The following is a 26,966-nucleotide window of genomic DNA, read 5'->3' on the forward strand; positions in this document are numbered from 1 at the left end:
ATCGCGGCAGCCGACGACCGAGGGCCGACGACCGACGACTGCTCAAACTTCTGATGATAGGTGGGCGTGCGAACAGCGTCAAACCGGGCCGCTGAAACGCGTTTGCTATAATCGCCTTTTTCTACAGCAACTTACGGAGAGGCCTGAAGCTTGTATCGCATGCTCCAGCGGCGGCTTGCCGAACGTGTGCGCGCCTTCCTGCGCGCGCACTACGGCATCGAGAACGCCAACGTCGTCCTCGAGCAGCCGCCCAAGGTGGAGCTCGGCGAGTACGCGCTGCCCGTGGCCTTCGAGCTCGCCAAGCAGCTTCGCAAGGCGCCGCGCAAGATCGCCGACGAGATCGTCAGCGGGCTGGGCGACGTCCCCGGCTTCCATAAGTTCGAAGTCGCCGGCGCCGGCTACATCAACGCGCGCGTGAACCGCGGCGAGATGGCCGCCGCGCTCGCCGCCGACCACCGCGAGACCGCCGAGCTCGACCGCGAGAAGATCCTGGTCGAGCACACCTCCATCAATCCCAATAAGGCCGCGCACATCGGCCACCTGCGCAACGCCATCCTGGGCGACACCTTCGTGCGCCTGCTGCGCGCCGACGGCCGCCAGGTCGACGTCCAGAACTACATCGACAACACCGGCGTCCAGGTCGCCGACGTCGTCGTCGGCTTCGTCCACCTGGAAAAGAAGTCGAAGGACGACGTCGCCAAGCTCATCGCCACCGACTTGCGCTTCGACTACACCTGCTGGGACCTGTACGCGCGCGTCTCGCAGTGGTACGCGGAAGACAAGGCGCGCGACAAGGTGCGCCTCGACGTGCTGCACGCCATCGAGCGCGGCGGCAACGAGCTCGCCGAGCTCGCCGACATGATCTCCACCGACATCATGCGGCGCCACCTGCGCACCATGCAGCGGCTCGACATCTGCTACGACTTCCTCCCGCGCGAGAGCGAGATCCTCCACCTCCACTTCTGGGACGCCGCCTTCCAGCAGCTCAAGGAAGCCGGCGTCCTCCACTTCGAGAAGGAAGGGAAGAACGCCGGCTGCTGGGTGATGCGCCGCGCGGGCGCGAAGTCCGAGGCCGCCGCCGAGCAGAAACCCGAGGACGCCGAGGACCAGAAGGTCATCGTGCGGTCGAACAACACCGTCACTTACGTTGGCAAAGACATTGCGTACCACCTGTGGAAGTTCGGCCTGCTCGGCAAGGACTTCGGCTACAAGCGCTTCTACGAATATCCCGACGGCCACTGGTGCTGGGTCTCCGCCGACTCCGGAGAAAAAGACCATCCGCACTTCGGCGGCGTCGGCGCCATCTACAACGTGATCGACGCGCGCCAGTCCGACCCGCAGAACCAGGTCCGCGAGGCTATCCGCGAACTCGGCGACACCGAGCACGCCGAGAACTACCACCACTTTTCCTACGAGATGGTCGCACTCACGCCGCGCTGCGCCGCCGAGATGGGCTACGACGTCCTGCCCGAGGACATGGCCAAGGCGTACATCGAGGTCTCCGGCCGCCGCGGCTTCGGCGTGAAGGCCGACGACCTGCTCGACACCCTCATCCACTCCGCCGCCGAAGAGGTGACCGCGCGCCACGCCCAGCTCGATGCCGCCGAGCAGCGCGCCATCGCCGAGCAGATCGCCATCGGCGCGCTCCGCTACTTCATGCTGCGCTTCACCAAGAACTCGGTCATCGCCTTCGACTTCAAAGACGCGCTCAGCTTCGAAGGCGAGACCGGCCCGTACGCGCAGTACGCCGCCGTCCGCGCCGGCAACATCTTCCGCAGGGCCGGCGCCTCGCCCGAAACCGCGCTCGCCGAGCGCGTGAACTTCGAGGCCATCCTCGACGCCACCGACGGCAACGAGCTCTGGGAGCTCTGGCTCTCGGCGGCGAAGCTATCGACCGTCGTCGAGCAGGCCATCGCCAACACAGAGCCCGCCTACCTGGCGAAGTACGCCTTCCAGCTCGCGCAGCTCTTCAGCAACTTCTACCACCGGCACCACATCCTCACCGAGACCGACCCGGAGCGGAAGAAGTTCCTGCTGGCGACCGCCGCGGTCGTGCGCCGCGAACTGGTCCGCGCCCTCGAGATCATGGGCATCAACGTGCCGCCGGTGATGTGAGCCCATTCGCGGGGAAAATGGCCCGCTTTGGGAACGGGGTGTAACTCCCGTGTCTCGATGAGTGGCCTTCCGGAGAGGACTGGGCATCCAATGAGCTACACTGGATGTGCTTCGGCGCGGCCGTGCACGAGGCAAATCCTCACAAGTGTGGCGTTCGTGAGTCTGCGTTCGATGGCGCAGAACGCCGCCGCGGGTAAGTAATGTTGCCTTCAGGAGAGACCTCTTGGCTACCCGTTAGTTTCGAGAAAAGCGCAAAATGGAGTCCAACATGAACTTAGTGATAAGAAGAATGCTTGTTTTGGCAGTGCTTTCGTGCGGACTTCTTGGAGCGGCTGCACTACAGCAGCGAGACCCGCAAGGGCGGGGTGCGGGTGCGGGCGCGTGGATGAAAGTGCCGGTTGATACGCGTGCGCAAGCGGACCCTGTGGCCCCAAGCGCGAGGCAGCAACGCGAGAGCTATTGGGACGCCTTGATTGGAGCACCAACTCCGCTAGCCGGGGAGCAAGCTACAAGACTGGTGATCGCGCCGGGAGGGAACCTGGCCGACAGCCCCGAATTCATACGAATTCCCGACAGTGTATGGGTCATCGGCAAGTTCGAGGGCTACCGCACCTTCCTGTCTTCCAGCGGTCGTTCAATTTATACAGAGATGAACATTCGAGTCGAACATGTCTTTGGAAACCGTAGTGGTGCCACTCTCCGCCAGAACTCGGTAATAGACGTTGGCCGCCCTGGAGGCACCGTAGTTACGGCATCGGGAAAGACAATCTCCGATCATGTATATCCTCGCCAATTTGACATAGAGCCGGGTCACACATACCTCCTACTGCTCCAGTACCATCGCACGGTGGACATGTACACGGAGGGGCCAAGGCGCTGGGACCTGACAAGCGGAGTTGTAGTACCAGATTCGGACGACGGTAGGTATCGGGCCGAGCACGGACGCTCGGAAATAACCGGGTTGAAGATCCCGGAGCTCATCCAAGTTCTCAATCGAAAGCTCTCAAACTATTGATCAGGACGGATCTCTATGGTTATGAAGACCGTTTCCGTCGTGCTGGCGGTGGTGTTGTGCATTCTTCTGCTTAATCTTTGGCTGGGAATACCGCCCGCAGAAGCTCAGAGTTCTTGCCCGAATCTGACGCAATTGACGGTCAACGGTACCGCCGACAAGGGACCTCAACAAGGTGCTTCTATCACGGTCTACGTAGTGGGTGATCTGGGAAGCTCACAGTCGGCGATGTCGGCAATTACGGCCGCCATGCAAGGCTGGACAGGAATGACCGGCTCAACGGTGACCTTCAGCATTAGCGCAGTTGCCACAGTTCCGTCAGGAACATCCTCTGCATCGAATCCAGTATTCATCTTTACAAACGGTGGAACTGCGGCCTGTGGAGGCACGGGTGCCTGTACCACATCTCAACTCAACTCGGGAGGGAACGTCACATTAGCGCAGACAAAACATCGATCCTAATCAGGTGCAACCATATATGGCTGGATTTACTGCACTCATGGCACACGAGGCGGGCCACATCTGGGGCTTCAACGATTGCTCCGGCTGTTCGAACACGACGATGAATACGCCGGTCACTTCCACTTCTCCTACCAGTCCGACATCCTGTGACCAACAGGCTGCCTACAATTTCAGCAACGGCGCATACGGCACGCCACCACCATCTGGCGGCGGCGGTGGGACCGGTGGCGGAAGCGGCGGCGGTGATTTCGAGTGCTTCATAGACGGTGCTCAGATCTGTCGTAACTGCGGAGCCTGCAGCCCCATCATTGTCGACATGGACGGGAACGACTTTCAGCTAACAAGTTTTGGCGGCGGTGTTCGGTTCGATCTGAATCGCGATGGCCGGGCCGGACAAATCGCTTGGACGTCAGCCGTATCGGATGATGCATTTCTCGCGTTGGACCGAAACGGCAACGGAAGAATCGACGACGGGGGCGAGCTATTCGGCAATTTCACAGACCAACCTGCAAGCAGCAGCCCCAACGGGTTCCTCGCACTAGCGGAGTTGGATAAGCCGGTGAACGGTGGGAACGGAAACGGGGTAATTGATCCAGGCGACGTTGTGTACTGGTCGCTTCGGCTCTGGCAGGATAAGAATCATGATGGAATCTCCGATCCCGCCGAGCTCTTATCGCTATCGTGGGCGGGCATTGCCTCCATAGCACTGGACTATCGCCGCTCGGAGCGGCAAGACAGATTCGGTAATCTGCTGCGCTATCGCGCGAAAGTGACGAAAGCCGACGGAAGCAGCAGGTGGGCCTATGACGTGTTTTTCGTGATTGACGACTTTCGCACGGCGGTTCTACGCCCGGAATGCCGGGCCAATCAGAGTAAGGTCGATCAAATGCACTAGAGGAACTGCGGAGGCGTGCGGCACGCGAGCAGCGTGCCGCTTTCCATTTGGCCTCTCTTGCTACTTGTGCTGCGCGTGTGCCGCGTCGTCGCGCCCCACGCCGAGCGCGTCGGCCACGCGGTTGATGTAGTTGAACCACGAAGTGATGAGCGTGATCTGCAGGATGCCGCGGTCGTCGAAGCCGGCCGCTCGCAGCTTGTCATGATCTTTCGGCGAGCACTGCGTGGCGTCTTTCGTGACCTTCACCACGTAGTCGAGCATGGCGCGGTCCTCGGCCGGCAGGTCGGCCTTGGTGTAGTCGCGCTCGAGCTGCGCGACGAACTCCTGATCCAGCGTGACGCGACGCAGAAACTCTGCGTGGGCGCCGATTCAATACACGCACCGGTTCGTCACCGAAACGACGGTGGTGATCATCTCGTGCTGGCGGCGCGTGAGCGGCAGCTCCGGCGACATCAGCGCGCCGAACGTGGCGAACGCGTGGTAGAGCGCCTGCGGAATGAGCGAGTGCGATTCCACGATCGACGCCCCGCCGCTCTCCGACGGGTGCACCGGCACCGCGTACTCGATCGGGTACAGCTCCTTCTGCGCTTCCATCGCCCGCAACAGTTCGGGCGAGGCCTCCTGCGGTTTGACCGTCTTGATCCAGGGCATGCGCGAAAAATATCACAACGCCGCATGACAAATGCACCCCTGCGGCATCAAAAGGAGTAGAACCCAAGGACAACCGAGGACTCTATGAAGCGCGCTCTCCGTGTGTTGCTCGTGCTCGCCTGCGGCGTCGCCCTGGCCTCCGCCGGCAACAAGGATAAGAAAAAGGTGAAGACGCCGGTGCCCGCCCTCGTCACCCAGGCGCAGTACGTCTACCTCACCAGCTACGACGGCCCCGAGACTTCGTTCGGCGTCTCGCCCGCCGACCGTCAGGCGCTCGCCACCGTGCAGGACGCCATCCGCAAGTGGGGCAAGTACAGGGTCACGCTCCGCCAGCAGGACGCCGACCTCATCCTGCTGGTGCGCGCCGGCCGCACGCTCGACGCTCGTGTCGGCGGCGGCGTCCACACCGGCAGCGACCGCCCCACGACCACGACCGGCCCGAACACGCGCGTGGAAGTGAGTTCCTCCGGCCTTGAGGACGAGTTGGCGGTCTACCAGCGCGCTGCCGGCCTCAACTCCGCGCCGCTCTGGCGCGGCCTGATGGCCAACGGCCTGCAAGCTCCCGCCCCGGCTCTGGTCGAGAAGCTCCGCGCCGCCGTCGAGGAGACCGAAAAGGTCCTGAAAGAGCAGGAGCAGCAGAAGAAACAGAAGCCCTAGGTGACCGCCGTCACTGCAGGAGCGCCACCACGCTTCTACGCTTCACGCTGGAGAGGTCCGCGACCTCTCCGGGAGGCGATTATGAAACGCCTGGTCTGCGGAGCGCTCCTGCTGCTGTTGTTCGGGACCCTCGCGGCAGGGCAGCGCGAGAAGAAGCGCGTGATGCCCACGCTGATCGTGAACGCGCAGTACGTCTACGTCACGACCTACGAAGGTTCCGCGCCGCTGCCCCAGGTCTCGGTCGAGAACCTGCGCGCCATCGCCATAGTCGAGAACGCCATCAAGTCGTGGGGCCGCTACAGGGTGACGCAGCGCGCCGCCAACGCCGACATCATCATCCTGGTCAACGAAGGGCGGCCGTACGCTTCCAGCGGCGGCGGCAGCTTCGAGGACGAGCTCGCCATCTACGACGCGCGCGACGGCCTCAACAGCTCGCCGCTGTGGCGCGGCCTCATGGTCGACGGCCTCGAAGGCAACGCCCCGCTGGTGCAGCAGTTCCGCACCGAGGTCGAGGAAGCCGCCCGCCAGTTGCCGCAACCCAAAGGCGCGTAGGAACTGTAGGAAGCCGAGCCTTTAGCGCGACAGCAGGTGATGTCGGCAGACGCGGCGCTAGGAGTCTGGTCCCACTGGTTTTTCAGTCGCGACGAGCAGAGCGCTGCTGACTTCCGACATCCGCTTCAACTGTTCCTCCGCCAGACGGATGTACTTCTCCGCCTCGCCATCGGCTAGTTGCGCCAGCGTCAGCGCATTCGTCATGGCCTGCATCGGGTTGAAGATCTCATGCGCGAGTTGGTTGACCATCTCCGTTCGCCGCCGCGTGTTCTCCGCCTCCGCTAGCACTGCTGCCAGGCGCTTCTGGTCGGTCACGTCGATGCCGATGCCGATCACCAGCGGCTTCTCCGCACGCGGCGACTGGATCCGCGTGCAGCGCCACTCGATCAGCCGCTCCTCGCCCGATTTCGTTCGCCACGGGTTCTCGTGCGGATGCGCCAATGCCTCCGCGTCGAAGGTTCGGAACCGCTCGGCCACCACCGGGATCCAATCTTCTGACAGAAACACCTCGGGGATCGTCTTGCCGATCACTTCGGTCGCCTTGTATCCCGTCACCCGCTCACATTGATGGTTGAAGGCCAGGATGCAGCCCGAGGCATCGGTCACCACCGTCATGCTCGGATTGGTGTCCACCAGGGCGTTCAGCACGCGCTCCCGCTCCAGCAGGATCTGCAAGCGATACACGACGCCCACCCCCACCAACGCCACCAGCAAGAAGGCGGCCAGGCGGAAGGCATGATCGGCATCCAGCCGCGTCCAGTTCCCGCGCGCGTGCGTCATCACAAGGGCGTTGATTCCCGCAGAGAGTCCCACCGCCAACAGGCCCGATCGGTGGTCGCCGAAATACGACGCGAGCAGCACCGCGACAGTGAAGAAGGGGAACAGCGGCGCGCGGGCAATGTCGACCACCGCGGCGGCCGCCAAGTATGCGGTTCCTACCAATCCGATCGGCAGCAACCAGCGACGCAGCGGGGAGATCTCGCTCGCGGAGGCTAGAGACAGTTCGAGGGGCATCGTTCTCTCCCAGGGGCCCTGGCGCAATTCTACTCCCGCCGCCGATTTGCGACGGCGACGACGGTCGCGCCTCTAACCCTGCGCGCCCGGCTGTCCGCCGCTGGCGGACGGTGCGCCGCTCTCCCCGAACTCCCTCGCGAACTCCACCAGCGACCGCACCGCGATCCCGCTCGGGCCCTTGGCGATCCAGCTCTTGTCCTGTTCCATCCACGCGACGCCCGCGATGTCGAGGTGGATCCACGGCGTCTCGTCCACGAACTCTTTCAGGAACATGGCGGCGGTGACCGCGCCGCCCCAGCGCCCGCCCGAGTTCACGATGTCGGCGATGCCGCTCTTGATCATCTCCTGGTATTCGGGGTCGAGCGGCAGGCGCCACATCTTCTCGCCTGCGCGGTCGAGCGCGCGGCGGAAGCGCTCGTACATGGCATCGTCGTTGGCGAACACCCCGGCGTTGATCATGCCCAGCGCCACGACGCAGGCGCCGGTCAGCGTGGCCGCGTCCACCAGGTGCGTGCAGCCCAGCTGCCGCGCGTAGTACAGGCCGTCGGCCAGCACCAGCCGGCCTTCGGCGTCGGTGTTGATGATCTCGATGGACTTGCCGCTCATCGCGATCTGCACGTCGCCCGGCTTCTGCGCCTTGCCGCTCGGCATGTTCTCGCTCGCGCACACGATGCCGATCACCTTCACCTTCGGCTGCAGCAGCGCGATGGCGCGCATCGCGCCGATCATCGCCGCGCCTCCCGCCATGTCGTACTTCATCTTCTCCATGCCGTCCGACGGCTTGATCGAGATGCCGCCCGAGTCGAACGTGATCCCTTTGCCGACCAGCCCGAGCACCGGCTTCTCCGGCGCACCCGGCGGGTCGTACGTCATGAGGATGAGCGCCGGCGGCTCGTCCGAGCCCTGCGACACCGACCAGAACGCCCCCATCTTCAGTTCTTTGATCTTCTCGGTGGAGTAGACCTCGCACTTGAGGTGCGGCGAGTTCACCGCCGCGCACATCTTCTTCGCGCGTTCGGCCAGCATGGTCGGCGTCATGCGGTTGCCGGGCTCGTTCACCAGCTCGCGCGTGAAGTTCTGCGACTCCCCGATGATGCGCGCCTGCTCGAGAGCCGTTTGCAGCGCCTTCGCGTCGTCCGCGCCGGAGGCGACCACGGTCATCTCCTGCATCGCCATGTCCTTGCGGTCAGACTTGTAGGTGTCGGGATCGAAGTCCCCGACCAGCGCGCCTTCCACCACCGCGCGCACCGAGTCAGCCCCGCCCGACGCCATTTCCGGCGCCACGAACGCGAAGCTCCTGATGCCCTTCGGCTTCAGGAACCGGACCGCCGTGCCCGCCATCTTGCGCAGCTCGTAGGCGGAGAAGTTCTTCCCCTTGCCGCCGCCGATGACCAGCAGGCGCTTGGCCTTCAGCCCGGCCGGGCGGTGCAGCATCACCGCCTCGAAGATGCGGCCCTTCACCTCGCCCGAGCTGAACAGCTCGGCGACCGCATTCTGCAGCGCCGGCTCGGCGGGCGAGATCCGCGGCTCGTTCTTGTCTTTCTCGCCCTGGTCGATGGCGACAACGGCAAGGCATTCGATCTCCAGCTCAGCCACATTCTTCGTAGTAAGAGAGATTTTCATAAAGTCCACCACAGAGACACAGAGACACAGAGACACAGAGGTTTGAATTCATAAGATCCTGCGCCGAATCCCATCCTTCAGAGCGGGAACGCAAAAGTTGATGAGCAAGCCGTAGCGCTTATGCAGGAGCTTCATATAGCTGAGCAACTGCGCTTCATGGACCGGCAGGAGCGCTTCCACCGCTTTAAGCTCCATCACCACTTCGTCGAATGCCACCAAGTCGACACGGTAATCGCAATCGAGGCGCTCTCCTTTGTAGGTGATCGGGAGCGGGACTTGGCGTTGAAATGGGACCCCACGGCTCTTCAGCTCCCGACAGAGGCACTCTTCATGAATGGATTCCAGCAGGCCTGGGCCAAGCTCGCGATGGACTTCGATCGCTGCACCGAGGATCTCCTCGGTCCTTGGGTCGCGGGCGGCGGCAGATCCAAATCCCATATCTTTCCTCTGTGTCTCTGTGTCTCTGTGTCTCTGTGTCTCTGTGTCTCTGTGGTGGACTTAGCTTTTTCTCGATCTTGCGATCGCCTCGCGCGCTTCCTTGTCCGCCGTGCGCCGCCGCTCGGTCTCGCGCTTGTCCCACAACTGCTTGCCCTTCGCCAGCGCAACCTCACATTTTACTTTGCCGTTGCGGAAGTACAGCCGCGTCGGGATGAGCGTCAGCCCCTTCACCTGCATCTTCCCGATGAGCTTCCGCAGCTCCGCTTTGTGGACCAGCAGTTTCCGCGTCCGCACCGGCGTGTGCCCGGCGTACCCGGCGTTCTCGTAGGGGCCGATGTGCGCGTTCAGCAGCCAGAGCTCGCCGTCCTTGATCAGGCCGTATGCGTCCTTCAGGTTCGCGCGGCCGGCGCGTACGGACTTGACCTCGCTCCCCATCAGCGCGATCCCCGCCTCCAGCTTCTCCATCAGGAAGTAGTTATGGCTGGCGGCCCGGTTGAACGAGGCGTCGCGTTCCCCCGCGGCGACCGGGTCGCGCTTGGGGTTCTTGGGCGCATTCGGCTTGGTCTGGTGTGTGGACTGGCGCGCCATGGCGGAGTAGCCGTTTCGGAGGAATCTTGCATCGTAACACAGGCGGAATCAGCAGCTTGGAAGTGGACGGCGCGGGACCGGCTGCTATAATCGCGGATTCGCCCACCGCTTCGTCTTGCAGGAGAACATCTGAACGCAGACCGAGCCCATGCGTCGAATAGTCCGATGAGGCCGATCCTTCAGGCCACCGCGTGGTTCCTCATCGTCGCGCTCCTCACGGCGCCCGTGTGGGCCGACGAGTCCGCCGGCTCGCTCTACAAGAAGGGCAAGGAAGCCGAGACCCGCCAGGACTACGAAAAAGCTTTCGACTTCTATCGCCAGGCCTGGGACAAGAAGCCCAAGGAAGTGAAGTACCGCATCGCGATGCAGCGCACGCGCTTCCTCGCCTCGGCGAGCTACGTGCACCGCGGCCAGCAGCTGCGCGACAAGGGACAGCTCCAGGAAGCCATGGAGCTCTTCCTTCGCGCCAAGGAGATCGACCCCTCCAGCTTCATCGCCGACCAGGAAGTGCGCCGCACGCAGGCGCTCATGGACGCCGCGCAGAACCAGGCCAATGCGCCCCCGCCCTTCGTGCCGCAGAAGAGCCCCCTCACCAAGCGCCTCGAGGAAGCCGAAGGCCCGGTCGAGCTGGCCCCCATCGCCGAGACCCCCATCACCCTCTCCATGGTCGAAGACACCAAGGTCGTCTACGAGACCATCGGCAAGCTCGCCGGCCTGAACGTGATGTTCGACCCGGACTACACCTCGCGCCGCATCAAGGTCAACCTCAACGGCGTCACGCTCAACCAGGCGCTCGACATCACCGCGCTCGAGTCCAAGACCTTCTGGCGCCCGGTGACCTCGAACACCATCTTCATTGCCGCCGACACCGTCGCCAAGCGCAAGGAGCTGGAGCAGAACGTCATCAAGACGTTCTACCTCTCCAACATCTCGGCGCCCACCGAGCTGCAGGACACGGTCAACGCCATCCGCACGCTGGTGGAGATCAGCCGCATCCAGCAGCTGCCCTCGCAGGGCGCCATCGTGGTGCGTGGCACCCCCGACCAGGTCGCGCTCGCCGAGAAGATCATCAACGACATCGACAAGGCCAAGCCCGAGGTCGTCATCGAGGTCGCCGTGCTGCAGGTCCGGCGCGACAAGCTGCTCGACCTCGGCATCCAGCCGCCCACCAGCGTCACCGGCTCGCTCGCCGAGAACCTTCCCACCACCACGCCCACGACGGGCGGTACCGGGACCGGCGGCACGACCACCACGCCCACGCCCACCACCCCCACCGGCCAGATCAACCTGAACTCGCTCGCCAACCTCACGGCCAGGAACATCGTGCTGACCATCCCGTCGGCCACCGCCAGCTTCCTCTACAACGACTCCACCACCAAGGTCATCCAGAACCCGCAGATCCGCGCGCTGGATGGCGCCAAGGCCTCGCTCAAGATCGGCGACCGCGTGCCGGTGGCCACCGGGTCGTTCCAGCCCGGCATCGGCGGCGTCGGCATCAACCCGCTGGTCAACACCCAGTTCCAGTACATCGACGTTGGCGTGAACATCGACATCACGCCTCGCGTCCACGCCGGCCGCGAGGTCACCATGAAGATCATGCTCGACATCTCGAGCGTCACCTCGCGCGTCAACATCGGCGGCATCGACCAGCCCGTCATCGGACAGCGCAAGATCGAGCACGAGATCCGCCTCAAGGAGGGCGAGGTCAACCTGCTCGGCGGCATCCTCGAGGAATCCGACGTCAAGAGCCTCAGCGGCCTTCCCGGCCTCGCCAACATCCCCTTCTTCAAGTACTTCTTCTCGCGCACCAACAAGGAGCGGGTGGAGAACGAGATCGTGTTCATGCTCATCCCGCGCATCGTGCGCGCCCAGGAGCTCACCGAGATGAACCTGCGCGCCGTCGACGTCGGCACGGGCAGCTCCATCGACCTCCGCCGCGCCAGCAAGGCCCAGCCCGCCGGCCCGCAGAACGTCCCCATGACCTCGCCCGGACCGGTCCAGCAGGCGCCGCAGCCCGCGGCCGCCACGGGGCAGCAGGCCCAGATGGGCGGCGTGCCCGCGACCGGCGCCATGGCCCAGCCGCCCCCGCCGCAGCCCGGCGTGAAGCCCTCGCCCGTCATCACCGAGACCCAGCCGGCGCCCTCCGGCGCGGGTGTGAGCTTCCGCTTCGACCCCGAGACGCTCACGCAGACCGTCGGCTCCACCTTCGCCATCAACGTGGCGATGAACGCCGGCGTGCCCGTGTGGCAGGCCGCGATGCAGGTGCAATACGATCCGAAGGTGCTGCAACTCGTGAACGTCTCGAACGGCGGCTACCTCTCCAAGGACGGCCAGCCCGCCGCCGTCGTCCATCGTCCCGACGAGACCACCGGCACGCTGCAGGTTTCCGCCACGCGTCCGCCGCAGACCGAGGGCCTTACCGGGGAAGGCTCGGTGCTCACGCTCACCTTCGTCGCCAAGGCGCCCGGCCAGAGCCTGATCACCATCGCGCGCCCGACCGCGCGCAACGCCGCCGGACAGCTCTTCTCCGGCAGCCAGCTCCAGGCGCAAGTCACGGTGAAATAAATGCGTTTCCGGTTTCCAGTTTTCCGTTTCCGGATTTCCGCCGCCCGATCTTCGGGAAACGGGAAACGGGAAACGGGAAACGACATTGGCCTCACCCTCGTCGAGCTCATCGTCGCCATCACCATCCTGCTCATCCTGACGGGCGCGGCCATCCCTATCGCCCGCGTCCGGATCCAGCGCGAGAAGGAGCGCGAGCTCCGCCGCGACCTGTGGGAGATGCGCGACGCCATCGACCGCTACAAGGACGCCGCCGACCGCGGCGCCTTCCAGATCAAGCTCGGCTCGGACGGCTATCCCCCCGACCTCGAGACCCTCGTCAACGGCGTCGACATCCAGGGCAAGAAAGTCCGCTTCCTCCGCCGCATCCCCGTCGACCCCATGACCGGCTCCACCGAGTGGGGCCTGCGCTCCACCCAGGACGACCCGAAATCCACCTCCTGGGGCGGCCAGAACGTCTTCGACGTCTACACTAAGGCGCAAGGCACTGCGCTCGACGGCACCAAGTACGAGGACTGGTGATGCACTCGCGAAACCGGAAACGGGAAACCGGAAACACGCGCCCGCATCGGCGCGCGCGCGGCTTCACCCTGCTGGAGATGATCATCGTCATCTCCATCATGCTGATCCTGGTCTCCATCGCGGTGCCGAACTACGTGCGCTCCATGCACCGCGCGCGCGAGGCCGTCCTGCGCGACAACCTCTTCACCCTCCGCACCACCATCGACAACTACACCTACGACAAGAACGCCGCGCCGCAGTCGCTCGACGACCTCGTCTCCGGCGGCTACCTGCGCGCCGTCCCCAAGGACCCCATGACCGGCGAGACCAACTGGGTCGTCGACCAGTGCGAGACCTACGCCTCCATCGACCAGTCCCAGACCGGTATCTGCGACGTCCACTCCGCCTCCGAGCAGATCTCCAGCGAAGGCACCCCCTACAGCAGCTGGTGATTGCGCGCGCCGCGCGCGCCCGCGTACCATCGTCTGTCATGGCGACGCTGACGGAGACTCCCATCACCGCCTCCAACTACACGCCCATCCGCGCGCCCCGCGGCCCCGTGCTCAGCTGCAAAGGCTGGCAGCAGGAAGCCGCCATGCGCATGCTGATGAACAACCTCGACGAAGAGGTGGGCGAGCGCCCCCGCGACCTCGTCGTCTACGGCGGCACCGGCCGCGCCGCCCGCAGTTGGCAGGCCTACCACGCCATCGTCGCCGCCCTCAAAGGCCTCGCCAACGACGAGACCCTCCTCGTGCAGTCCGGCAAGCCGGTCGGCGTCTTCCAGACGCACGACTACGCCCCGCGCGTCCTCATCGCCAATTCCAACCTCGTCGGCCACTGGTCGAGCTGGGAGAAGTTCAACGAGCTCGAGCGCGCCGGCCTGATGATGTACGGCCAGATGACCGCGGGCTCCTGGATCTACATCGGCTCGCAGGGCATCGTGCAGGGCACCTTCGAGACCTTCGCCGCCGCTGCCGACAAGCACTTCTCGGGCGACCTCAGCGGCAGGCTGGTCGTCTCCGGCGGCATGGGCGGCATGGGCGGAGCGCAGCCGCTCGCCGCCACCATGGCCGGCGCCGCCTTCCTCGGCATCGACGTCGACGCCGAGCGCATCAAGAAGCGCCTCAAGACCGGCTACTGCGACTTCCTCGTCAACTCGCTCGACGAAGCGCTCCGCATCCTCAAGAACGCCGTCCGCAAGAAGGAAGCCGTCTCCGTCGGACTCGTCGGCAATTGCGCCGACGTCATCCCGGAGCTCGCCGAGCGCGGCGTCGTCCCTGACATCCTCACCGACCAGACCTCCGCGCACGACCCGCTCAACGGCTACGTCCCCAACGGGATGCCGCTCCAGCAGGCGCTCGAGCTGCGCAAGCGCGACCCCAAGGCCTACGAGGAGAGATCGCTCGACGCCATCGCCCGCCACGTCGAGGGCATGCTGCGCCTCCAGAAGATGGGCGCGGTCACCTTCGACTACGGCAACAACATCCGCACCTTCGCCTTCCAGCGCGGCGTCAAGAACGCCTACGACTTCCCCGGCTTCGTCCCGGCGTACATCCGGCCGCTGTTCTGCGAGGGCCGCGGGCCCTTCCGCTGGGTCGCGCTCTCCGGCGACCCGGCCGACATCGCCGCCACCGACGCCCTGGTGCTCCAACTCTTCCCGCAGAACAAGCTGCTCAACCGCTGGATCAAGCTCGCGCAGAAGCGCATCCGGTTTCAGGGACTGCCGGCGCGCATCTGCTGGCTCGGCTATGGCGAGCGCGCCCAGTTCGGCCTCGCCATCAACGACCTCGTCAAGCACGGGAAGCTCAAGGCGCCCATCGTCATCGGCCGCGACCACCTCGACACCGGCTCGGTCGCATCGCCCTTCCGCGAGACCGAGGGCATGAAGGACGGCTCCGACGCGGTCGCCGACTGGCCGCTGCTCAACGCGCTCCTCAACACCGCCTCCGGCGCGAGCTGGGTCTCCATCCACAACGGCGGCGGCGTCGGCATCGGATATTCGCTGCACGCCGGCCAGGTCACCGTCGCCGACGGCACCGACCAGATGGCCAGGCGCATCGAGCGCGTCCTCACCAACGACCCCGGCATCGGCGTCGCCCGCCACGTCGACGCCGGCTACGACGAAGCCAGGGACACCGCGAAGAAGAAGGGCGTGAAGATCCCGATGGATTTGTGATTCGCCATTTGTGATTTGCAATTGGGGAACGACCCAACCGCATGGCCAGAGGAAAGTTACAAATTACAAATCACAAATCACAAATCGCGCAGCCTCTCCTCCTCACCAACATCGCCCAGCTCCTCACGCTCCGCGGCGCCGCGAAGCCGCGCCGCGGTCCTGAGCTGAACGACGTCGCCGTGGTCGAGGACGCCGCCGTGCTCTGCGCCGGGGGCAAGCTCGTGGCCGCCGGCCGCATGAAGGACGCGCTCAAAGATCCCTGGCTTAAGAAGAACAGGAAGAAGGTCCGCGAGTTCGATTGCCACGGCAAGGTCGTCTTGCCCGGCTTCGTCGACTCGCACACGCATCCCGTGTTCGCCGAGCCTCGCCTCGTCGACTTCGAGCAGCGCATCTCCGGCGCCACCTACGAGCAGATCGCCGCCGGCGGCGGCGGCATCCGCTCCAGCGTCGACGCGGTCCGCAAGCGCTCCAAGGCCGACCTCGCCGCCGAGGTGTTGAGCGCGCTGCATCGAATGGCGGCCCAGGGAACCACCACCGTGGAAGCCAAGTCCGGCTACGGCCTCTCCACCGAGGCGGAGTTGAGATCCCTCGATGCCATCCGCGACGCCGCCGCGCGCTGGCCCGGCACCGTCGTCGCCACGCTGCTCGCTGCCCACGTCGTGCCCAAGGAGTTCGCCGCCAAGCCCGACCGATACGTCGACGAGATCATCAAGCGGATGCTGCCCGCCGTCGCGAAGAAGAAGCTCGCCCGCTTCGTCGACGTCTTCGTCGAGCGCGGCGCCTTCACGCTCGATCAGGCCGAGCGCGTCTTCGGCGCGGCGGCGAAGCTCGGTCTCGTCGCCCGCGCGCACGTCTGCCAGCTCTCGCCCTCCGAGCTGTGGCCGCTCTTCCGCTTCCAGCCCGCTTCGCTCGACCACCTGGACCAGGTCGCCGACGAAGACATCCCGCAGCTCGCCCGCCGCGATACCGTCGCCACGCTGCTGCCCGGGTCCAACTACTTCCTCGGCCTGCGCGAGTATCCGCCCGCGCGCCGCCTCATCGATTCCGGTGTAGCCGTCGCGCTCGCCACCGATTACAATCCCGGCACCTCGCCGACGGTCAGCATTCCGTTCGTGCTGTCCCTGGCATGCACGCAGATGAAGATGCGCCCGGCCGAAGCCATCGCCGCCGCCACCATCAACGGCGCGCATGCGCTGCGCCTGGTGGACCGGAAGGGAAGTGTCGAGCCAGGCAAGGACGCTGATTTGGCGGTATTCGACGTGCGCGACTATCGCGAGATCGCCTACTGGTTTGGCGCGCATCGCTGTGCAGCGACGGTCATCGCCGGAGGACTGCTGGAGGACTGAGGCGGTTCGCGGCGCGTCGCTCCGGCCCGAAGGGCGGTATTTGAGTTGGTCCAGGGCGTAAGCCCCCGGTGGATCCCGGCAGTAAGGATTTCGAGCCCCTTCAGGGGCGGCATACATGAGCGAGGGCGCAAGCCCGAGCAAGAAAGCGAGAGGCTCCCGATGCGTCGCATTCTCCTCGCCGTCACTCTTTTCTCCGGCCTTTCACTCTCCGCCCAGCAGCTCGACGCTGCCAAGCCGCACCACTACATCCTCAAGATCACGCCCGACTTCAAGGCCGGCATCTTCAAGGGCGAGGTCACCATCCACGGCGACACGCTCCGCCCCACCAGCGAGATCACCCTGCACGCCGTCGACCTCGAATTCCGCGAGGTCACCATCCAGGCGCTACCCGCCGGCGAGATCCAGACTGCCAGCGTCAAGCTCGACAAGAAGCAGCAGACCGCCACGCTCGGCGCCACCGTGCCCCTGCCCGCCGGCCCGGTCGAGATCAAGATCAAGTACCGCGGCAAGCTCGGCAAGAATGCCCGCGGTTTCTACCGCGCCTCCTGCGGCGACTCGCAGTTCGCCACCACCGCCCTCGCCGGCGGCAATGCGCGCCGCATGTTCCCCTCCTGGGACGATCCCGCGTATCCCGCGCCCTTCAACGTTGTCGCCGTCGTCGGGGCCTCGGAGACCGCCCGCTCGAATGCCGCCATCGAAAAGGAGCTGCCCAGCTCCAACCCCGAAGAGCGCGTCATCGCCTTCGCCATGACGGAGAAGATCCCCACCTCCGACCTGCGGCTCTCCATCGGCGAAGCCCGCTGCCTGCCGCCGCCGGAGGCCGGGCCCACCGCTGCTCGCTGAGCGCCGGCGGAGTCGGAGCGCGTTCGCCCTCGAACGCGCAGAGCCCCAGCCGAGAGCGGGCGCCGGCGCTTTCTCTTTGACTCGACCGTGCGCCCCCCTTTAGGCTTCTTGCAACCCATTTGCAGGAACCGGGAGGACGCCGCCATGCCCATGCCGCAGACCGAGAGCCCCGGACATCTTCAGGCCGAGCTGATGGCCCGCGGCATCCGCCTCACCCGCCAGCGCCGCACCATCCTCTCCGTCATCGAGACCGCCAAGCAGCACCTCGAGGCCTCGCAGATCCTCCGCCACGCCCGCAAGCTCGACGCCCGCGTCAACCGCGTCACCGTCTACCGCACCATCGCCCTGCTCAAGCGCCACGGACTCATCGACGAGCTCGACCTGCTCCACATCCAGGGCGACAAACATTTCTATGAGCGCCACCCACGGCGCGACCACCTGCATGTCGCCTGCCTGCGCTGCGGCAAGATCAACGAGTTCGAGAGCGACCTCTTCGACCGCCTCAAGGGCCAGGTCGAGCGCGAACTCGGCTTCCACATCGTCGTCTCCCGCATGGAAGTCGGCGGCTACTGCGCCAAGTGCCGCACCTGATGGGTGGAGCAGGCCTTCCCGCCTGCGCGAACGGTCTCTCTCCTGAATGTCATCCCGAGCGAGTCGAAGCCGCGCCGCGCGCGGCTTCGGCGAGTCGAGGGACCATGCCTTGCGGCCAACTCCTTCGCACGGCCGACGGCCACCGGCCGACGACCCCCCGCCGACGGCCGACCGACGGCGGACGACCACCCCTGTTGCATCTTGTTGCAACCGATTTGCAACACATTCTCCGCCCGCCATCTTGACCGCGGATTGCGCGGGCTAGAGAATAGTCCTTCGCCAGATGCAACCCAGTTTCAACAAGCCGATGGCCGAGAAGAGCGAGCGCCCGCACAAGCCGCGCAAGCAGCCCGCGCCTTTGCGCCTGCGTGAGCCGCGCCGCGCGCCTGCGCCCCGCCGGCCCAACGGTTGGGCGCGCCGCCTGCGCCGCCTGCACGCCCTCGTCGGCCTCGCCCTCACGCTGAACCTGCTGCTCCTGCTCGTCACCGGCTTCCTCGTCCAGCATCGCGAGGACTTCAAGCTGGAAGACAGGACCATCAGCCGCGCCTGGCTCCCGGAGAACTATCGCCCGCTTGACGGCCCCGAGGTCCGCGCCGACATCGTCGTCACTGACGTGCACTCCGGCCGCATCCTCGGCCCCAACGGCGCGCTCATCCTCGACGCTGCGACGCTCGGATGGGCGGTGCTGCTCGTCAGCGGCCTTTGGATCTACGTTTTTGGAAGACGGCGGAACGGTCACCACGAACCGCCGGGTTGAACCAGGGTCCGGTACGCAATCCTAAAGTCATAAGCAGTCGAAGGAGGAAGTGTGCTTCGCAGCATGCGCGGTCTTGGTGTGTTCGTACTCTTACTTCTGATCCCAGTCTTCGGCTTTGCGCAGGAGCCTGCCTCGACGCAGGAGCTCCTGCTGAAACTCCAACAGCGGCTCGATTCGCAGGAGGAAGAGCTCAAGCGCCTGCGCGCCGAGCAGCAGGAACTGCGCCAACAGCTCGCCGCGCGCCCCGCCGCGGAAGCCACCGCACCCCCCGATGTAGCGCCCTCGACCTCGAGGGCGCAGCAGACTCCGTCTCCGCAGCCCATACCGGCATCCCCCAAGGTCGCGGCGCAGTCCGCCACCACCAGCGACGCGCCCTGGTGGCGCAGCGACAAGCTCCACATCGGCGGTTACGGCTCCTTCCGCTTCGAAGCAGGCGACGCGCCCGGGCAGGCCTCGTCGTTCACCTTCCGCCGCTTCGTCACCACCACCGACGCTCGCCTCACCGACCGCTTGCGCGTCTACAGCGAGTTCGAGCTCGAGCGCCTGGTGGAGCTCGAGCTGGAGAAGGGCGCCGAGCGCACCGCCGGCGGCGTGAAGTTCGAATCCGAGGTCGAGGGCAACGCCGGCGCCGAGATCTCGCTCGAGCAGCTCTGGGCGCAGTACGACCTCGGCAAGGGCCAGGCCATCCGCGGCGGGCTCATCCTGCCGCCGCTCGGCCGCTTCAACCTGCTGCACGACGACGACTACTGGGACATCGCGCGCCGCACCCTCATCGACCGCAGCGTGCCGGCCATCCCCGTCGCCGCCGCCTGGCGCGAGCTGGGCGTGGGCCTGGTCGGCGCCGTCGACGTCGGCGAGACCGGCAAGCTGCAGTACCAGGCGTACGTCATGAACGGCGCCGCGCTCGACTTCAACATCGAGAACATCGTGCAGACCCGCACGCCGAGCCGCAACAAGCTCGAGCTGGAAGCCGCTCTCGGCATGGCCTCCGGCGCGGCCAACGGCACGCAGAACAGCGAGGCCTTCGGCTGGCGCGTGGCTTACAGCCCCACGCTCGCCGGCGAGCTCGCCGTCTCCGGCTACTCCGGCAAGTACACGCCCAGCTTCATCGCGAGCAACGAGCGCGTGCACTCCATCGCCGCCGACGGCAAGTGGCGCTTCGGCAGCTTCGAGATCGAGGGCGAGTACGTCTACTCTGACTTCGGCAAGACGGAGCGCGTGGCGCAGTCGCTGGCCGAGGCCGTCAACGTCTCGGCGTCCGAGACCTCCAGCGGCGAGACCGCCGACCTCGAGAACGAGATCGAGATCGAGCTTGCCGGCCTGGCCAAGCGCCGCTGGGGCTTCTGGTTCGACGCCAAGTATCATTGGCGCCCGGACTGGCTCAAGAAAAGCTTCCTCGGCCGCGGCTTCGAAGATCCGCAGCTCATCCCCATCGTCCGCTACGAGCGCGTGTGGCTCGACCGCCACATCGACGAGTTGGCCTTCGACGCGGGCGTGATCACCGACCTGGTGACGCAGAACCTCTCGCAGGACCGCTTCACCATCGGCTTCAACTACCGCCCGACGCTGCAGTTCGGCTTCCAGATGGCGTACGAGCGCAACAACCGGCGCGAGGGAGACCGCTTGCTCTTCCCCGACACCGATGCCGACAACACCAACGGCCTGCTCATGGGCTGGACGTTCAGCTTCTAAGGAGAGCATGAAGGCTGCGCACATCATCCTGCTCGCGCCCGGGACGCTGCTTGCGCTCGCGTCCCCAGGCGCGGCGCAGGCGTTCCTGACCGAAGCCGAGGCCGCGGGCGCGCTGCTCGGCAAAGATGCCAACGTCCACCGCCAGACGCAGGCGCTCACTCCCGAAGCCCGGAAGAGGCTCGAGGACGCGAGCGGCCTGCGCTTTCCCGAGCCCAGCTTTACCTTCCTCATCGCCGACAACCGGAAAGAAGCCACCGGCTACGCGCTGGTGATGAACGAGATCGGCAAGAGCGAGCCCATCACCTTCATGGTCGGCATGTCGCCGGAAGGCAAGGTCACCGACGTCGTGCTCATGACCTTCCGCGAAAGCCGCGGCGCCGAAGTCCGCGAGCCGCGCTTCATGCGCCAGTTCCGCGGCAAGATCGCGTCGTCTCCACTGAAGATCAACCAGGACGTGATCAACTACACCGGCGCGACGCTCTCGTCGAAAGCCATCGCACGTGGCGTGAAGCGCGCCCTGCTGCTGCTCGATCAGTTCTATCCCAAGGAGACGCGCAAGCAGTTGCCCAAAGCAGGCGCGGCGCTCGCGCCGCGCCTGCCGCAGGCCTGGCGCGTCGACGGCGACCTGGCGCTCTTCCGCCAGGCGCGCTACCGCATGGGCACGCGCTGCGAGCTGCGCCTCTGGACGCGCGCGCCGCAGGATGCCGCGTGCGCCTTCGACGCCGGCTTCGCCGAGATCGCGCGCCTCGAGCAGGTCTTCAGCGCGTACCGCTCCGACAGCGAGCTGTCGGAGCTGAACCGCGCGGCCGCGAGCGGCTGGGCAGCGACTTCGCCCGACATGTGGCGCCTGCTGCGCCACGCGCGCCGCGCGTGGCGCAGCTCCCGCGGCTCCGTCGATCCCACGATCTTCGGCAGAGACGGCCTGCAGGCCGTCTCTGGCTTCCACCATGTGCAGTTCGACCGGGCTCGCCGCGCGGTGCGCTTCGCGCAGCGCGCGCTCGCGCTCGATCTCGGCGGCTTCGCCAAGGGCTACGCCGCGGACCGCGTCGCCGCGCTGCTGCGGCAGCGCGGCGACGACCGCGCAAGCATCGATCTGGGTTCCAGCTCGCTGCGCTTCGTCGGAGAAGGTTGGCTGGTCGCGACGAGCCGGCCGGAACAGCTCTTCGCGGTCCGCGATGGCGACGCGGTCTCGACCTCGGGAACGAGCGAGCGCGGCGCGCACATCGTGGATCCGCGGACCGCGCAAGCCGTTCGCGGAGAGGTCAGCGCCACGGTCTTTGCGACTTCGGCGCTGCGCGCCGAAGTCGCCAGCAAGGCGCTGCTGCTCGACGGCCACGCGCGCGGCGCGTGGCTCGTGAATCGCGCAGGCGAAGTCGCGCTCTCCCGCGCGATGCAGGAGCGCCTGCTCTAGAGCGGCGCCGCCGCGCCGCGGATCTCGCGCCACAGCTCCTTCAAACCGCCGCCTGTTTCCGCCGACACCGGCAGAATGCCCTCGACCTCATGCGCGTCTTCCAGGTCGCGCAGCGACTTGCGCAGCTTGTTGCCCGATAAGCGGTCGGCCTTGGTCGCGACCATCAGGAACGGCCGCTGGTGCTGCTGCAGCCAGCGGACGAGCAGCGTGTCGCTGCTCTGCGGCGGCACCGACGAATCCACCAGGCACACGGTGAGCGCCAGCGTCTCGCGCTCGCGCAGGTACGGCTCGATGAACTTCGGCCATTCCGCCGAGATCTCCTTGGAGATCTTGGCGTAGCCGTAGCCGGGCAGGTCGACGAACAGCAGCTCGGGCTCGTGTTCGCGCTCGCTGAAGTTGACCCGAAAGAAGTTGATGGTGCGCGTGCGTCCGGGCGTGGAGCTGACGTGCGCCAGCTTCGTTCCCGCGAGCGCGTTCAGCAGGGAAGACTTCCCGACGTTCGAGCGTCCGGCGAATGCGATCTCCGGCGCCGAGGGCGCGGGCAGGTTCGTCGTGGCCGACGTCAGGAATTTCGCAAAAACTTTCATAGAAGTCGGAAGGCCCGCTTCCGCGGGCCTTCACTCGGTACTCGCTACTCGGTACTTACTGATGCGTCGTCGGCGACTCGCCGGGTTGCGACGGCGGCAGCGGCATGGGCTCGGTGCCCTCCGCGGCCGGCGTGGGCAGCGGTTTCTCGAGCGCCAGGCGCAGGACGTCGTCCATCGAATCCACGCAGTGCAGTTTCATCTGGCTGCGCAGGTTCTCCGGCACCTCGGTGAGGTCTTTCTCGTTGTCCTTCGGGATGACGCACTCGAAGATGCCGGCGCGGTGCGCGGCGAGCAGTTTTTCTTTCAGCCCGCCGATGGGCAGCACCTTGCCGCGCAGCGTGATCTCGCCGGTCATGGCGATGTCGCGGCGCACCGCGATCTTGCTCAGGGCGCTGGCGATGGCCGTCGCGATCGTGATGCCCGCCGACGGCCCGTCCTTGGGGATCGCGCCCTCGGGCACGTGCACGTGGATATCGAGGTTGCGGTAGAAATCGCGCGGCAAGCCGAGCTGCGCCGCGCGCGACCGGATGTAGCTGACCGCCGCCTGCGCCGACTCCTGCATCACGTCGCCCAGCTTGCCGGTGAGCGTGAGCTTGCCCTTGCCCTCGACCACGGTGACTTCCGTCGACAGGATCGACCCGCCGACCTCGGTCCACGCCAGCCCGGTGACGAGCCCGACCTCGCTCTTCTCGTGCGCCTCGGTGTCGCGGAACTTGATGACGCCGAGGAACTCGCCCACGTTCTCGGGCGTGAGCGTGATCTGGTAGTCCGCGCCCTGCTTCACGACCTTGCGCGCGACCTTGCGGCAGATGTTCCCGATCTCGCGCTCCAGGTTGCGCACGCCGGCCTCGCGCGTGTACCCGCGGATGACCGCCGCGATGGCCTCGTCGGTGAACGCGATGTTCTTCTCCGTCAGCCCCGCGGCCACGCGCTGCTTGCGGACCAGGAACTGCTTGGCGATCTCGATCTTTTCCGGCTCGGTGTAGCCGTGCAGGCGCAGCACTTCCATGCGGTCCTGCAGCGCCGCCGGGATGGTGTGCATCACGTTCGCGGTCGCGACGAAGAAGACCTGCGAGAGGTCGTACTCCACGTCGAGGTAGTGGTCGACGAACATGAAGTTCTGCTCGGGGTCGAGCACTTCGAGCAGCGCCGCCGACGGGTCGCCGCGGAAGTCCATCGACATCTTGTCGACCTCGTCCAGCATGAAGACCGGGTTCTTCGTCCCCGCCTTCTTCATCATCTGGATGATCTGCCCCGGCAGCGCGCCGATGTACGTCCGCCGATGCCCGCGGATCTCCGCCTCGTCGCGCACGCCGCCCAGCGACATCCGCACGAACTTCCGCCCGGTGGCCTTCGCGATCGACATCCCCAGGCTGGTCTTGCCCACGCCCGGAGGCCCAACGAAGCACAGGATCGACCCTTTCGGGTTCTTCACCAGCTGGCGCACCGCCAGGAACTCGAGGATGCGCTCCTTGATCTTCTCCAGCCCGTAGTGGTCTTCGTTCAGCACCTTCTCGGCGCGCTCGATCGACCGGATCTCCTTCGAGCGCTTCTTCCACGGCACCGCCAGCAGCCAGTCGAGGTAGTTGCGCGAGACGGTCGACTCCGCCGACATCGGCGGCATCGCCTCCAGTTTCTTCAGCTCCTGGAGCGCCTTCTCGTGGACTTCCTTCGGCATGCCGGCCGCGTCCACTTTCTTCTTCAGCTCGTCCCACTCGGACTTCTCGCCGCGCCCCAGTTCCTTCTGGATGGCCTTGATCTTCTCGTTGAGGTAGTACTCCTTCTGCGCGCGCTCCATCTGCCGCTTCACGCGCGACTGGATGGTGCGGTCCATGTTGAGCTTCTCGATCTCGATGTCGAGCACGTCGGCGATGCGGTTCAGCCGCTCCGCCGGGTCGAAGATCTCGAGCAGCTCCTGCTTCTCCTCGATGGAGAGCTGCAGGTTGGCGGCGATGGTGTCGGTCAGCTTGGCCGGGTCCTCCATGCGGACCGCGGCGATCATCGTCTCGTAGTTGAGCGACTGGCAGAGCTTCACGTACTGCTCGAACAGCCCGGTGACGCGCTGCATCGCCGCCTCGACCGCCGGCGTGACCTCGGTGCCGTACTTCGCCGTCCGGATGGTCGCCTGGAAGTAGCCTTCCGTGTCCACGACCTGGAGGATCTTGCCGCGCTCCACGCCTTCGACCAGGACCTTGATGTTGCCGTCGGGCAGCTTGAGCGACTGCACGATGTTGACGATGGTCCCGACCTGGTAGATCTCGGTGGGCTTGGGCTCGTCGATGGCCGCGTCGTGCTGCGTCGCCAGGAAGATCTTCTTGTCGGCCGCCAGCGCCTCTTCCAGCGCCCGGACGCTGGATTCGCGGCCCACCACGAACGGCGTCATCATGTACGGGAAGATGACCACGTCGCGGATCGGCATCATCGGGAGCTTGCGCGTCTCGAACTTCTCTTTGCTCGTCGGTGTCGTGGTCGTCATTTGGGCCTGCTCCTGCGCTCTATCCGTAACCTACTATACGGCCCCTTGCACCGCAACCGAGTGAAATGCCTGAGGAAAACTAGCTATTGACAAGGTTTGGGCCGACGATCGAAGACCGACGGCTGACGGCCTGCGGCGCAGGGGAGGTCGCTAGCTAGTCTGGCCCTTCTTCTTGAGCTCGGCGATCAGCCTCTCGAAGCCCCTCATGCCCGCCTGCATGAGCCGCTCGTGCGTCTCGTCATAGAGAGATTGCCCTGCGGGCGTCGACGGATCTTCGCTTGGCTCGGAGGTAGTTGGCTTCGGCTTGTCGTCCACTCTGGACACCTCTCGACTCCTATTATGCACTTGGCTGACAAGGCGGAAGTTGGTTCTGGCTGACCGCAGCCGTTACGGCAGCTTCATCAACTTGACGTTCACGCTTCCGCCGTCCACCGTCACGACGAAGTAGTGGAAGAAGCCGTGGTTGTTGGACTGGAGTGGCGCGCCGGCGCCGCCGGTCACCAGATAGCGCGGCGTGCCGGAGGTCGAGCCGGACATCGGGTCGGTGAGGTCGTCGGGCGCCTGCGGGTTGAAGTAGACGTGCTCGTGCGCCGAGAACACCGCGGTGATGTTCGGATACTTGGCGAAGATGGCTTTGAGCGCGTCGCGCGAGTCCTTGTCGAGCTCGTTCTTGGCCTTGAAGGAGTGCACCGAGTGGTGCATGAAGACGAAGACGTGCTGGGCGCCCTGGTGCGCCCAGAGGTCCTGGTCGAGCCACTGGCGCTGCGCGGCCGAGATGTAGCCGGGATCGAGCCCGTCGTCGGAGGGCGGCGACTTCACCGTCAGCGGCGGCGCGACCTCCTCGGTGTTGAGCGCGATGAAGTGCGAGTTGCCGTAGTCGAACGAGCCGTAGGCCGGGCCGATGAGCTGCTCGTACCAGCCGGTCATGGTGGCGTTCGGGACGTCGTTGGCGTCGTCCATCTCGTGGTTGCCGGGGGCGTTGTGGACGGGGACGCCGGTGGCCGCGAACACCGCCAGCACTGCGTTGTACTGCGACTCGATGAGCGCGCGGTCGTCGGGCGCCTTGCCGTGGATGAGGTCGCCGCAGGAGAGCGCGAACGCCGGCTTGTTGGCCGCGAGCGCGTTGGCGATGGCCTGGATGGTCGGCGTGGGCGGGTCGTCCTTCTTGTCCGGACGGTTGTCGCCGAAGACGTAGAACGTGAAGTTGTTGGGATCGCCGGCCGAGCCGAGCGAGCCGGTGCCGGGCAGAGCGGCCAGCGCGCGCGGATCGTAGTCGTGGACGCAGGCGAGCAGCAGCGACGCGACGATCGCCAGCGCCGCCAGGCACAGGAAAGGCCGAAGTTGTAGACGCATGAGGTGGAGAGAGTAGACCGCAGGCTTCGCTGGTCGGGCAAGGGAAAAGCAACACCTACCACAGAGACACAGAGACACAGGACGTCGGATCTGAAAGCCCTGAAGTCTCTGTGCCTCTGTGTCTCTGTGGTGGGCTTAGCCCGCGCGCTCGGTGGGCAGGACGCCGTGGCTGGTCTCGATGGTGGCGGGCTTGAGGAAGCGCTCTCTGGCTTCGACCTCCCACTCCAGGCGATAGATGAGGCGGCGCAGCCAGGTGTCGACGGTGTGCTCGACCTCTTCGGGCGTGCCCCAGCGATAGAGGTAGTGGAGGGTCTGGCCGTCGTTGGTGAGGCGGATGTAGCGGCAAGCGTTCTCGTCCTTCTGCGAGCGCAGCGGGATGAAGCGCGCCAGCGGGCACTCGGAGCAGGGCTTCTTGGGCTCGCGGCCGGCGTGGTTCGGACAAAGCGGCGAGTCCTCGAAGAAGAGCGCGGGCCGCCACGGCATGGTCTTGGGATTGCGATACGCGCCGCCTTCGAGTGCGGCCAGTTCCTTCCGCAGCAGGTGCAGGAGCTCGCGGTCGTCGGGCTTCACGGCGTACCTCCAGAGCAGTAGGTAGACTTCGCCACGCTCAGGATGCGCCGGGCGGATGTGGAGTGCTGTGCGAGCGGTCACATCCACACATAAT

At 65.7% G+C, this 26,966-nt stretch carries 26 protein-coding genes; 15 read left to right on the plus strand and 11 right to left on the minus strand.

Annotated elements, in window-relative coordinates; genetic code table 11:
* Positions 1-159 precede the first annotated feature (159 nt).
* The 3 genes from argS (at position 160) to VLA96_03905 (ending at position 4,484) form a co-directional block, all read left to right on the plus strand.
* Positions 160-2,115, plus strand: a complete 1,956-nt coding sequence (argS, locus tag VLA96_03895) for an arginine--tRNA ligase (protein ID HSE48330.1) — start codon at positions 160-162, stop codon at positions 2,113-2,115.
* A gap of 1,036 nt (positions 2,116-3,151) precedes the next feature.
* Positions 3,152-3,589: a hypothetical protein gene (locus tag VLA96_03900; protein HSE48331.1), complete on the plus strand. Its 438-nt coding sequence runs from the start codon at positions 3,152-3,154 to the stop codon at positions 3,587-3,589.
* A gap of 16 nt (positions 3,590-3,605) precedes the next feature.
* A complete protein-coding gene (locus VLA96_03905; GenBank protein ID HSE48332.1) occupies positions 3,606-4,484 on the plus strand; it encodes a hypothetical protein in 879 nt (292 codons plus the stop codon).
* A gap of 60 nt (positions 4,485-4,544) precedes the next feature.
* Here the strand turns inward: VLA96_03905 and VLA96_03910 are convergent, their stop codons facing one another.
* Entirely contained in the window at positions 4,545-4,745 is a 201-nt protein-coding gene (locus VLA96_03910; GenBank protein ID HSE48333.1) for a hypothetical protein, read from the minus strand.
* A 108-nt stretch (positions 4,746-4,853) separates the two neighbouring features.
* Complete coding sequence (locus VLA96_03915) at positions 4,854-5,135, minus strand: hypothetical protein (protein ID HSE48334.1); 282 nt, start codon at positions 5,133-5,135, stop codon at positions 4,854-4,856.
* Positions 5,136-5,219: 84 nt separating this feature from the next.
* Here VLA96_03915 and VLA96_03920 point away from each other — a divergent pair, with 84 nt between their 5' ends.
* Complete coding sequence (locus tag VLA96_03920) at positions 5,220-5,792, plus strand: hypothetical protein (protein ID HSE48335.1); 573 nt, start codon at positions 5,220-5,222, stop codon at positions 5,790-5,792.
* An 81-nt stretch (positions 5,793-5,873) separates the two neighbouring features.
* Complete coding sequence (locus VLA96_03925; GenBank protein ID HSE48336.1) at positions 5,874-6,344, plus strand: hypothetical protein; 471 nt, start codon at positions 5,874-5,876, stop codon at positions 6,342-6,344.
* Between the two features lie 57 nt (positions 6,345-6,401).
* On the opposite strand, the gene VLA96_03930 is transcribed toward VLA96_03925, so the two are convergent.
* The 4 genes from VLA96_03930 to smpB form a co-directional block, all read right to left on the minus strand.
* A complete protein-coding gene (locus VLA96_03930) occupies positions 6,402-7,358 on the minus strand; it encodes a PAS domain S-box protein (GenBank protein HSE48337.1) in 957 nt (318 codons plus the stop codon).
* A gap of 72 nt (positions 7,359-7,430) precedes the next feature.
* Positions 7,431-8,981 (minus strand): leucyl aminopeptidase, encoded by a 1,551-nt coding sequence (locus tag VLA96_03935; protein ID HSE48338.1) that lies wholly within the window; start codon positions 8,979-8,981, stop codon positions 7,431-7,433.
* A 48-nt stretch (positions 8,982-9,029) separates the two neighbouring features.
* The gene (locus tag VLA96_03940) at positions 9,030-9,419 is read right to left on the minus strand and encodes a GxxExxY protein (GenBank protein ID HSE48339.1); all 390 of its coding nucleotides are present in this window, start codon (positions 9,417-9,419) and stop codon (positions 9,030-9,032) included.
* Positions 9,420-9,479: 60 nt separating this feature from the next.
* Positions 9,480-10,007 carry an SsrA-binding protein SmpB gene (gene smpB, locus VLA96_03945; GenBank protein HSE48340.1) on the minus strand — a complete coding sequence of 176 codons (528 nt, stop codon included), beginning with the start codon at positions 10,005-10,007 and terminating at the stop codon, positions 9,480-9,482.
* A 165-nt stretch (positions 10,008-10,172) separates the two neighbouring features.
* Here smpB and VLA96_03950 point away from each other — a divergent pair, with 165 nt between their 5' ends.
* The 10 genes from VLA96_03950 (at position 10,173) to VLA96_03995 (ending at position 21,886) form a co-directional block, all read left to right on the plus strand.
* Positions 10,173-12,572, plus strand: coding sequence for a cohesin domain-containing protein (locus VLA96_03950; GenBank protein ID HSE48341.1), 2,400 nt, complete (start codon positions 10,173-10,175; stop codon positions 12,570-12,572).
* Complete coding sequence (locus VLA96_03955) at positions 12,573-13,091, plus strand: type II secretion system protein (protein ID HSE48342.1); 519 nt, start codon at positions 12,573-12,575, stop codon at positions 13,089-13,091.
* A complete protein-coding gene (locus tag VLA96_03960) occupies positions 13,091-13,522 on the plus strand; it encodes a type II secretion system protein (protein ID HSE48343.1) in 432 nt (143 codons plus the stop codon). Before VLA96_03955 ends, VLA96_03960 begins: the two co-directional genes overlap by 1 nt.
* Before the next feature lie 38 nt (positions 13,523-13,560).
* Positions 13,561-15,246, plus strand: a complete 1,686-nt coding sequence (hutU, locus tag VLA96_03965) for a urocanate hydratase (protein HSE48344.1) — start codon at positions 13,561-13,563, stop codon at positions 15,244-15,246.
* A gap of 41 nt (positions 15,247-15,287) precedes the next feature.
* Complete coding sequence (hutI, locus tag VLA96_03970; GenBank protein HSE48345.1) at positions 15,288-16,592, plus strand: imidazolonepropionase; 1,305 nt, start codon at positions 15,288-15,290, stop codon at positions 16,590-16,592.
* 159 nt (positions 16,593-16,751) lie between these two features.
* On the plus strand, positions 16,752-17,435 hold the full coding sequence (locus tag VLA96_03975; GenBank protein HSE48346.1) for a hypothetical protein: 684 nt from the start codon (positions 16,752-16,754) through the stop codon (positions 17,433-17,435).
* A 144-nt stretch (positions 17,436-17,579) separates the two neighbouring features.
* Complete coding sequence (locus VLA96_03980; GenBank protein ID HSE48347.1) at positions 17,580-18,026, plus strand: transcriptional repressor; 447 nt, start codon at positions 17,580-17,582, stop codon at positions 18,024-18,026.
* A gap of 283 nt (positions 18,027-18,309) precedes the next feature.
* The gene (locus VLA96_03985) at positions 18,310-18,783 is read left to right on the plus strand and encodes a hypothetical protein (GenBank protein HSE48348.1); all 474 of its coding nucleotides are present in this window, start codon (positions 18,310-18,312) and stop codon (positions 18,781-18,783) included.
* Positions 18,784-18,846: 63 nt separating this feature from the next.
* A complete protein-coding gene (locus tag VLA96_03990) occupies positions 18,847-20,475 on the plus strand; it encodes a hypothetical protein (protein HSE48349.1) in 1,629 nt (542 codons plus the stop codon).
* A gap of 7 nt (positions 20,476-20,482) precedes the next feature.
* A complete protein-coding gene (locus tag VLA96_03995; GenBank protein HSE48350.1) occupies positions 20,483-21,886 on the plus strand; it encodes an FAD:protein FMN transferase in 1,404 nt (467 codons plus the stop codon).
* Here the strand turns inward: VLA96_03995 and yihA are convergent.
* From yihA to VLA96_04020, 5 genes are all read right to left on the minus strand, one after another.
* The gene (gene yihA / locus VLA96_04000) at positions 21,883-22,473 is read right to left on the minus strand and encodes a ribosome biogenesis GTP-binding protein YihA/YsxC (GenBank protein HSE48351.1); all 591 of its coding nucleotides are present in this window, start codon (positions 22,471-22,473) and stop codon (positions 21,883-21,885) included. The genes VLA96_03995 and yihA overlap by 4 nt on opposite strands.
* Positions 22,474-22,528: 55 nt before the next feature.
* On the minus strand, positions 22,529-24,949 hold the full coding sequence (lon, locus tag VLA96_04005) for an endopeptidase La (protein ID HSE48352.1): 2,421 nt from the start codon (positions 24,947-24,949) through the stop codon (positions 22,529-22,531).
* Between the two features lie 150 nt (positions 24,950-25,099).
* A complete protein-coding gene (locus VLA96_04010; GenBank protein ID HSE48353.1) occupies positions 25,100-25,273 on the minus strand; it encodes a hypothetical protein in 174 nt (57 codons plus the stop codon).
* A gap of 63 nt (positions 25,274-25,336) precedes the next feature.
* Positions 25,337-26,302, minus strand: a complete 966-nt coding sequence (locus VLA96_04015) for a metallophosphoesterase (GenBank protein HSE48354.1) — start codon at positions 26,300-26,302, stop codon at positions 25,337-25,339.
* Positions 26,303-26,437: 135 nt separating this feature from the next.
* The coding region (locus tag VLA96_04020) for a hypothetical protein (GenBank protein ID HSE48355.1) at positions 26,438-26,966 on the minus strand (529 nt) is incomplete at its 5' end.

It is taken from the genome of Terriglobales bacterium (assembly GCA_035457425.1).
GTDB lineage: Bacteria > Acidobacteriota > Terriglobia > Terriglobales > Acidobacteriaceae > JACPNR01.

Bases quoted from the DNA above. Each gene is read 5' to 3' on its own strand.
- lon (HSE48352.1), bottom strand. From the start codon at position 24,949: ATGACGACCACGACACCGACGAGCAAAGAGAAGTTCGAGACGCGCAAG.
- VLA96_03985 (HSE48348.1), top strand. From the start codon at position 18,310: ATGCAACCCAGTTTCAACAAGCCGATGGCCGAGAAGAGCGAGCGCCCG.
- VLA96_03925 (HSE48336.1), top strand. From the start codon at position 5,874: ATGAAACGCCTGGTCTGCGGAGCGCTCCTGCTGCTGTTGTTCGGGACC.
- hutI (HSE48345.1), top strand. From the start codon at position 15,288: ATGGCCAGAGGAAAGTTACAAATTACAAATCACAAATCACAAATCGCG.
- yihA (HSE48351.1), bottom strand. From the start codon at position 22,473: ATGAAAGTTTTTGCGAAATTCCTGACGTCGGCCACGACGAACCTGCCC.
- VLA96_03995 (HSE48350.1), top strand. From the start codon at position 20,483: ATGAAGGCTGCGCACATCATCCTGCTCGCGCCCGGGACGCTGCTTGCG.
- hutU (HSE48344.1), top strand. From the start codon at position 13,561: ATGGCGACGCTGACGGAGACTCCCATCACCGCCTCCAACTACACGCCC.
- VLA96_03910 (HSE48333.1), bottom strand. From the start codon at position 4,745: ATGCTCGACTACGTGGTGAAGGTCACGAAAGACGCCACGCAGTGCTCG.
- VLA96_03920 (HSE48335.1), top strand. From the start codon at position 5,220: ATGAAGCGCGCTCTCCGTGTGTTGCTCGTGCTCGCCTGCGGCGTCGCC.
- argS (HSE48330.1), top strand. From the start codon at position 160: ATGCTCCAGCGGCGGCTTGCCGAACGTGTGCGCGCCTTCCTGCGCGCG.
- VLA96_03900 (HSE48331.1), top strand. From the start codon at position 3,152: ATGAAGACCGTTTCCGTCGTGCTGGCGGTGGTGTTGTGCATTCTTCTG.
- VLA96_03955 (HSE48342.1), top strand. From the start codon at position 12,573: ATGCGTTTCCGGTTTCCAGTTTTCCGTTTCCGGATTTCCGCCGCCCGA.
- VLA96_03940 (HSE48339.1), bottom strand. From the start codon at position 9,419: ATGGGATTTGGATCTGCCGCCGCCCGCGACCCAAGGACCGAGGAGATC.
- VLA96_03960 (HSE48343.1), top strand. From the start codon at position 13,091: ATGCACTCGCGAAACCGGAAACGGGAAACCGGAAACACGCGCCCGCAT.
- smpB (HSE48340.1), bottom strand. From the start codon at position 10,007: ATGGCGCGCCAGTCCACACACCAGACCAAGCCGAATGCGCCCAAGAAC.
- VLA96_03950 (HSE48341.1), top strand. From the start codon at position 10,173: ATGAGGCCGATCCTTCAGGCCACCGCGTGGTTCCTCATCGTCGCGCTC.
- VLA96_03980 (HSE48347.1), top strand. From the start codon at position 17,580: ATGCCCATGCCGCAGACCGAGAGCCCCGGACATCTTCAGGCCGAGCTG.
- VLA96_03905 (HSE48332.1), top strand. From the start codon at position 3,606: ATGGCTGGATTTACTGCACTCATGGCACACGAGGCGGGCCACATCTGG.
- VLA96_03990 (HSE48349.1), top strand. From the start codon at position 18,847: ATGCGCGGTCTTGGTGTGTTCGTACTCTTACTTCTGATCCCAGTCTTC.
- VLA96_03935 (HSE48338.1), bottom strand. From the start codon at position 8,981: ATGAAAATCTCTCTTACTACGAAGAATGTGGCTGAGCTGGAGATCGAA.
- VLA96_03930 (HSE48337.1), bottom strand. From the start codon at position 7,358: ATGCCCCTCGAACTGTCTCTAGCCTCCGCGAGCGAGATCTCCCCGCTG.
- VLA96_03915 (HSE48334.1), bottom strand. From the start codon at position 5,135: ATGCCCTGGATCAAGACGGTCAAACCGCAGGAGGCCTCGCCCGAACTG.
- VLA96_03975 (HSE48346.1), top strand. From the start codon at position 16,752: ATGCGTCGCATTCTCCTCGCCGTCACTCTTTTCTCCGGCCTTTCACTC.
- VLA96_04015 (HSE48354.1), bottom strand. From the start codon at position 26,302: ATGCGTCTACAACTTCGGCCTTTCCTGTGCCTGGCGGCGCTGGCGATC.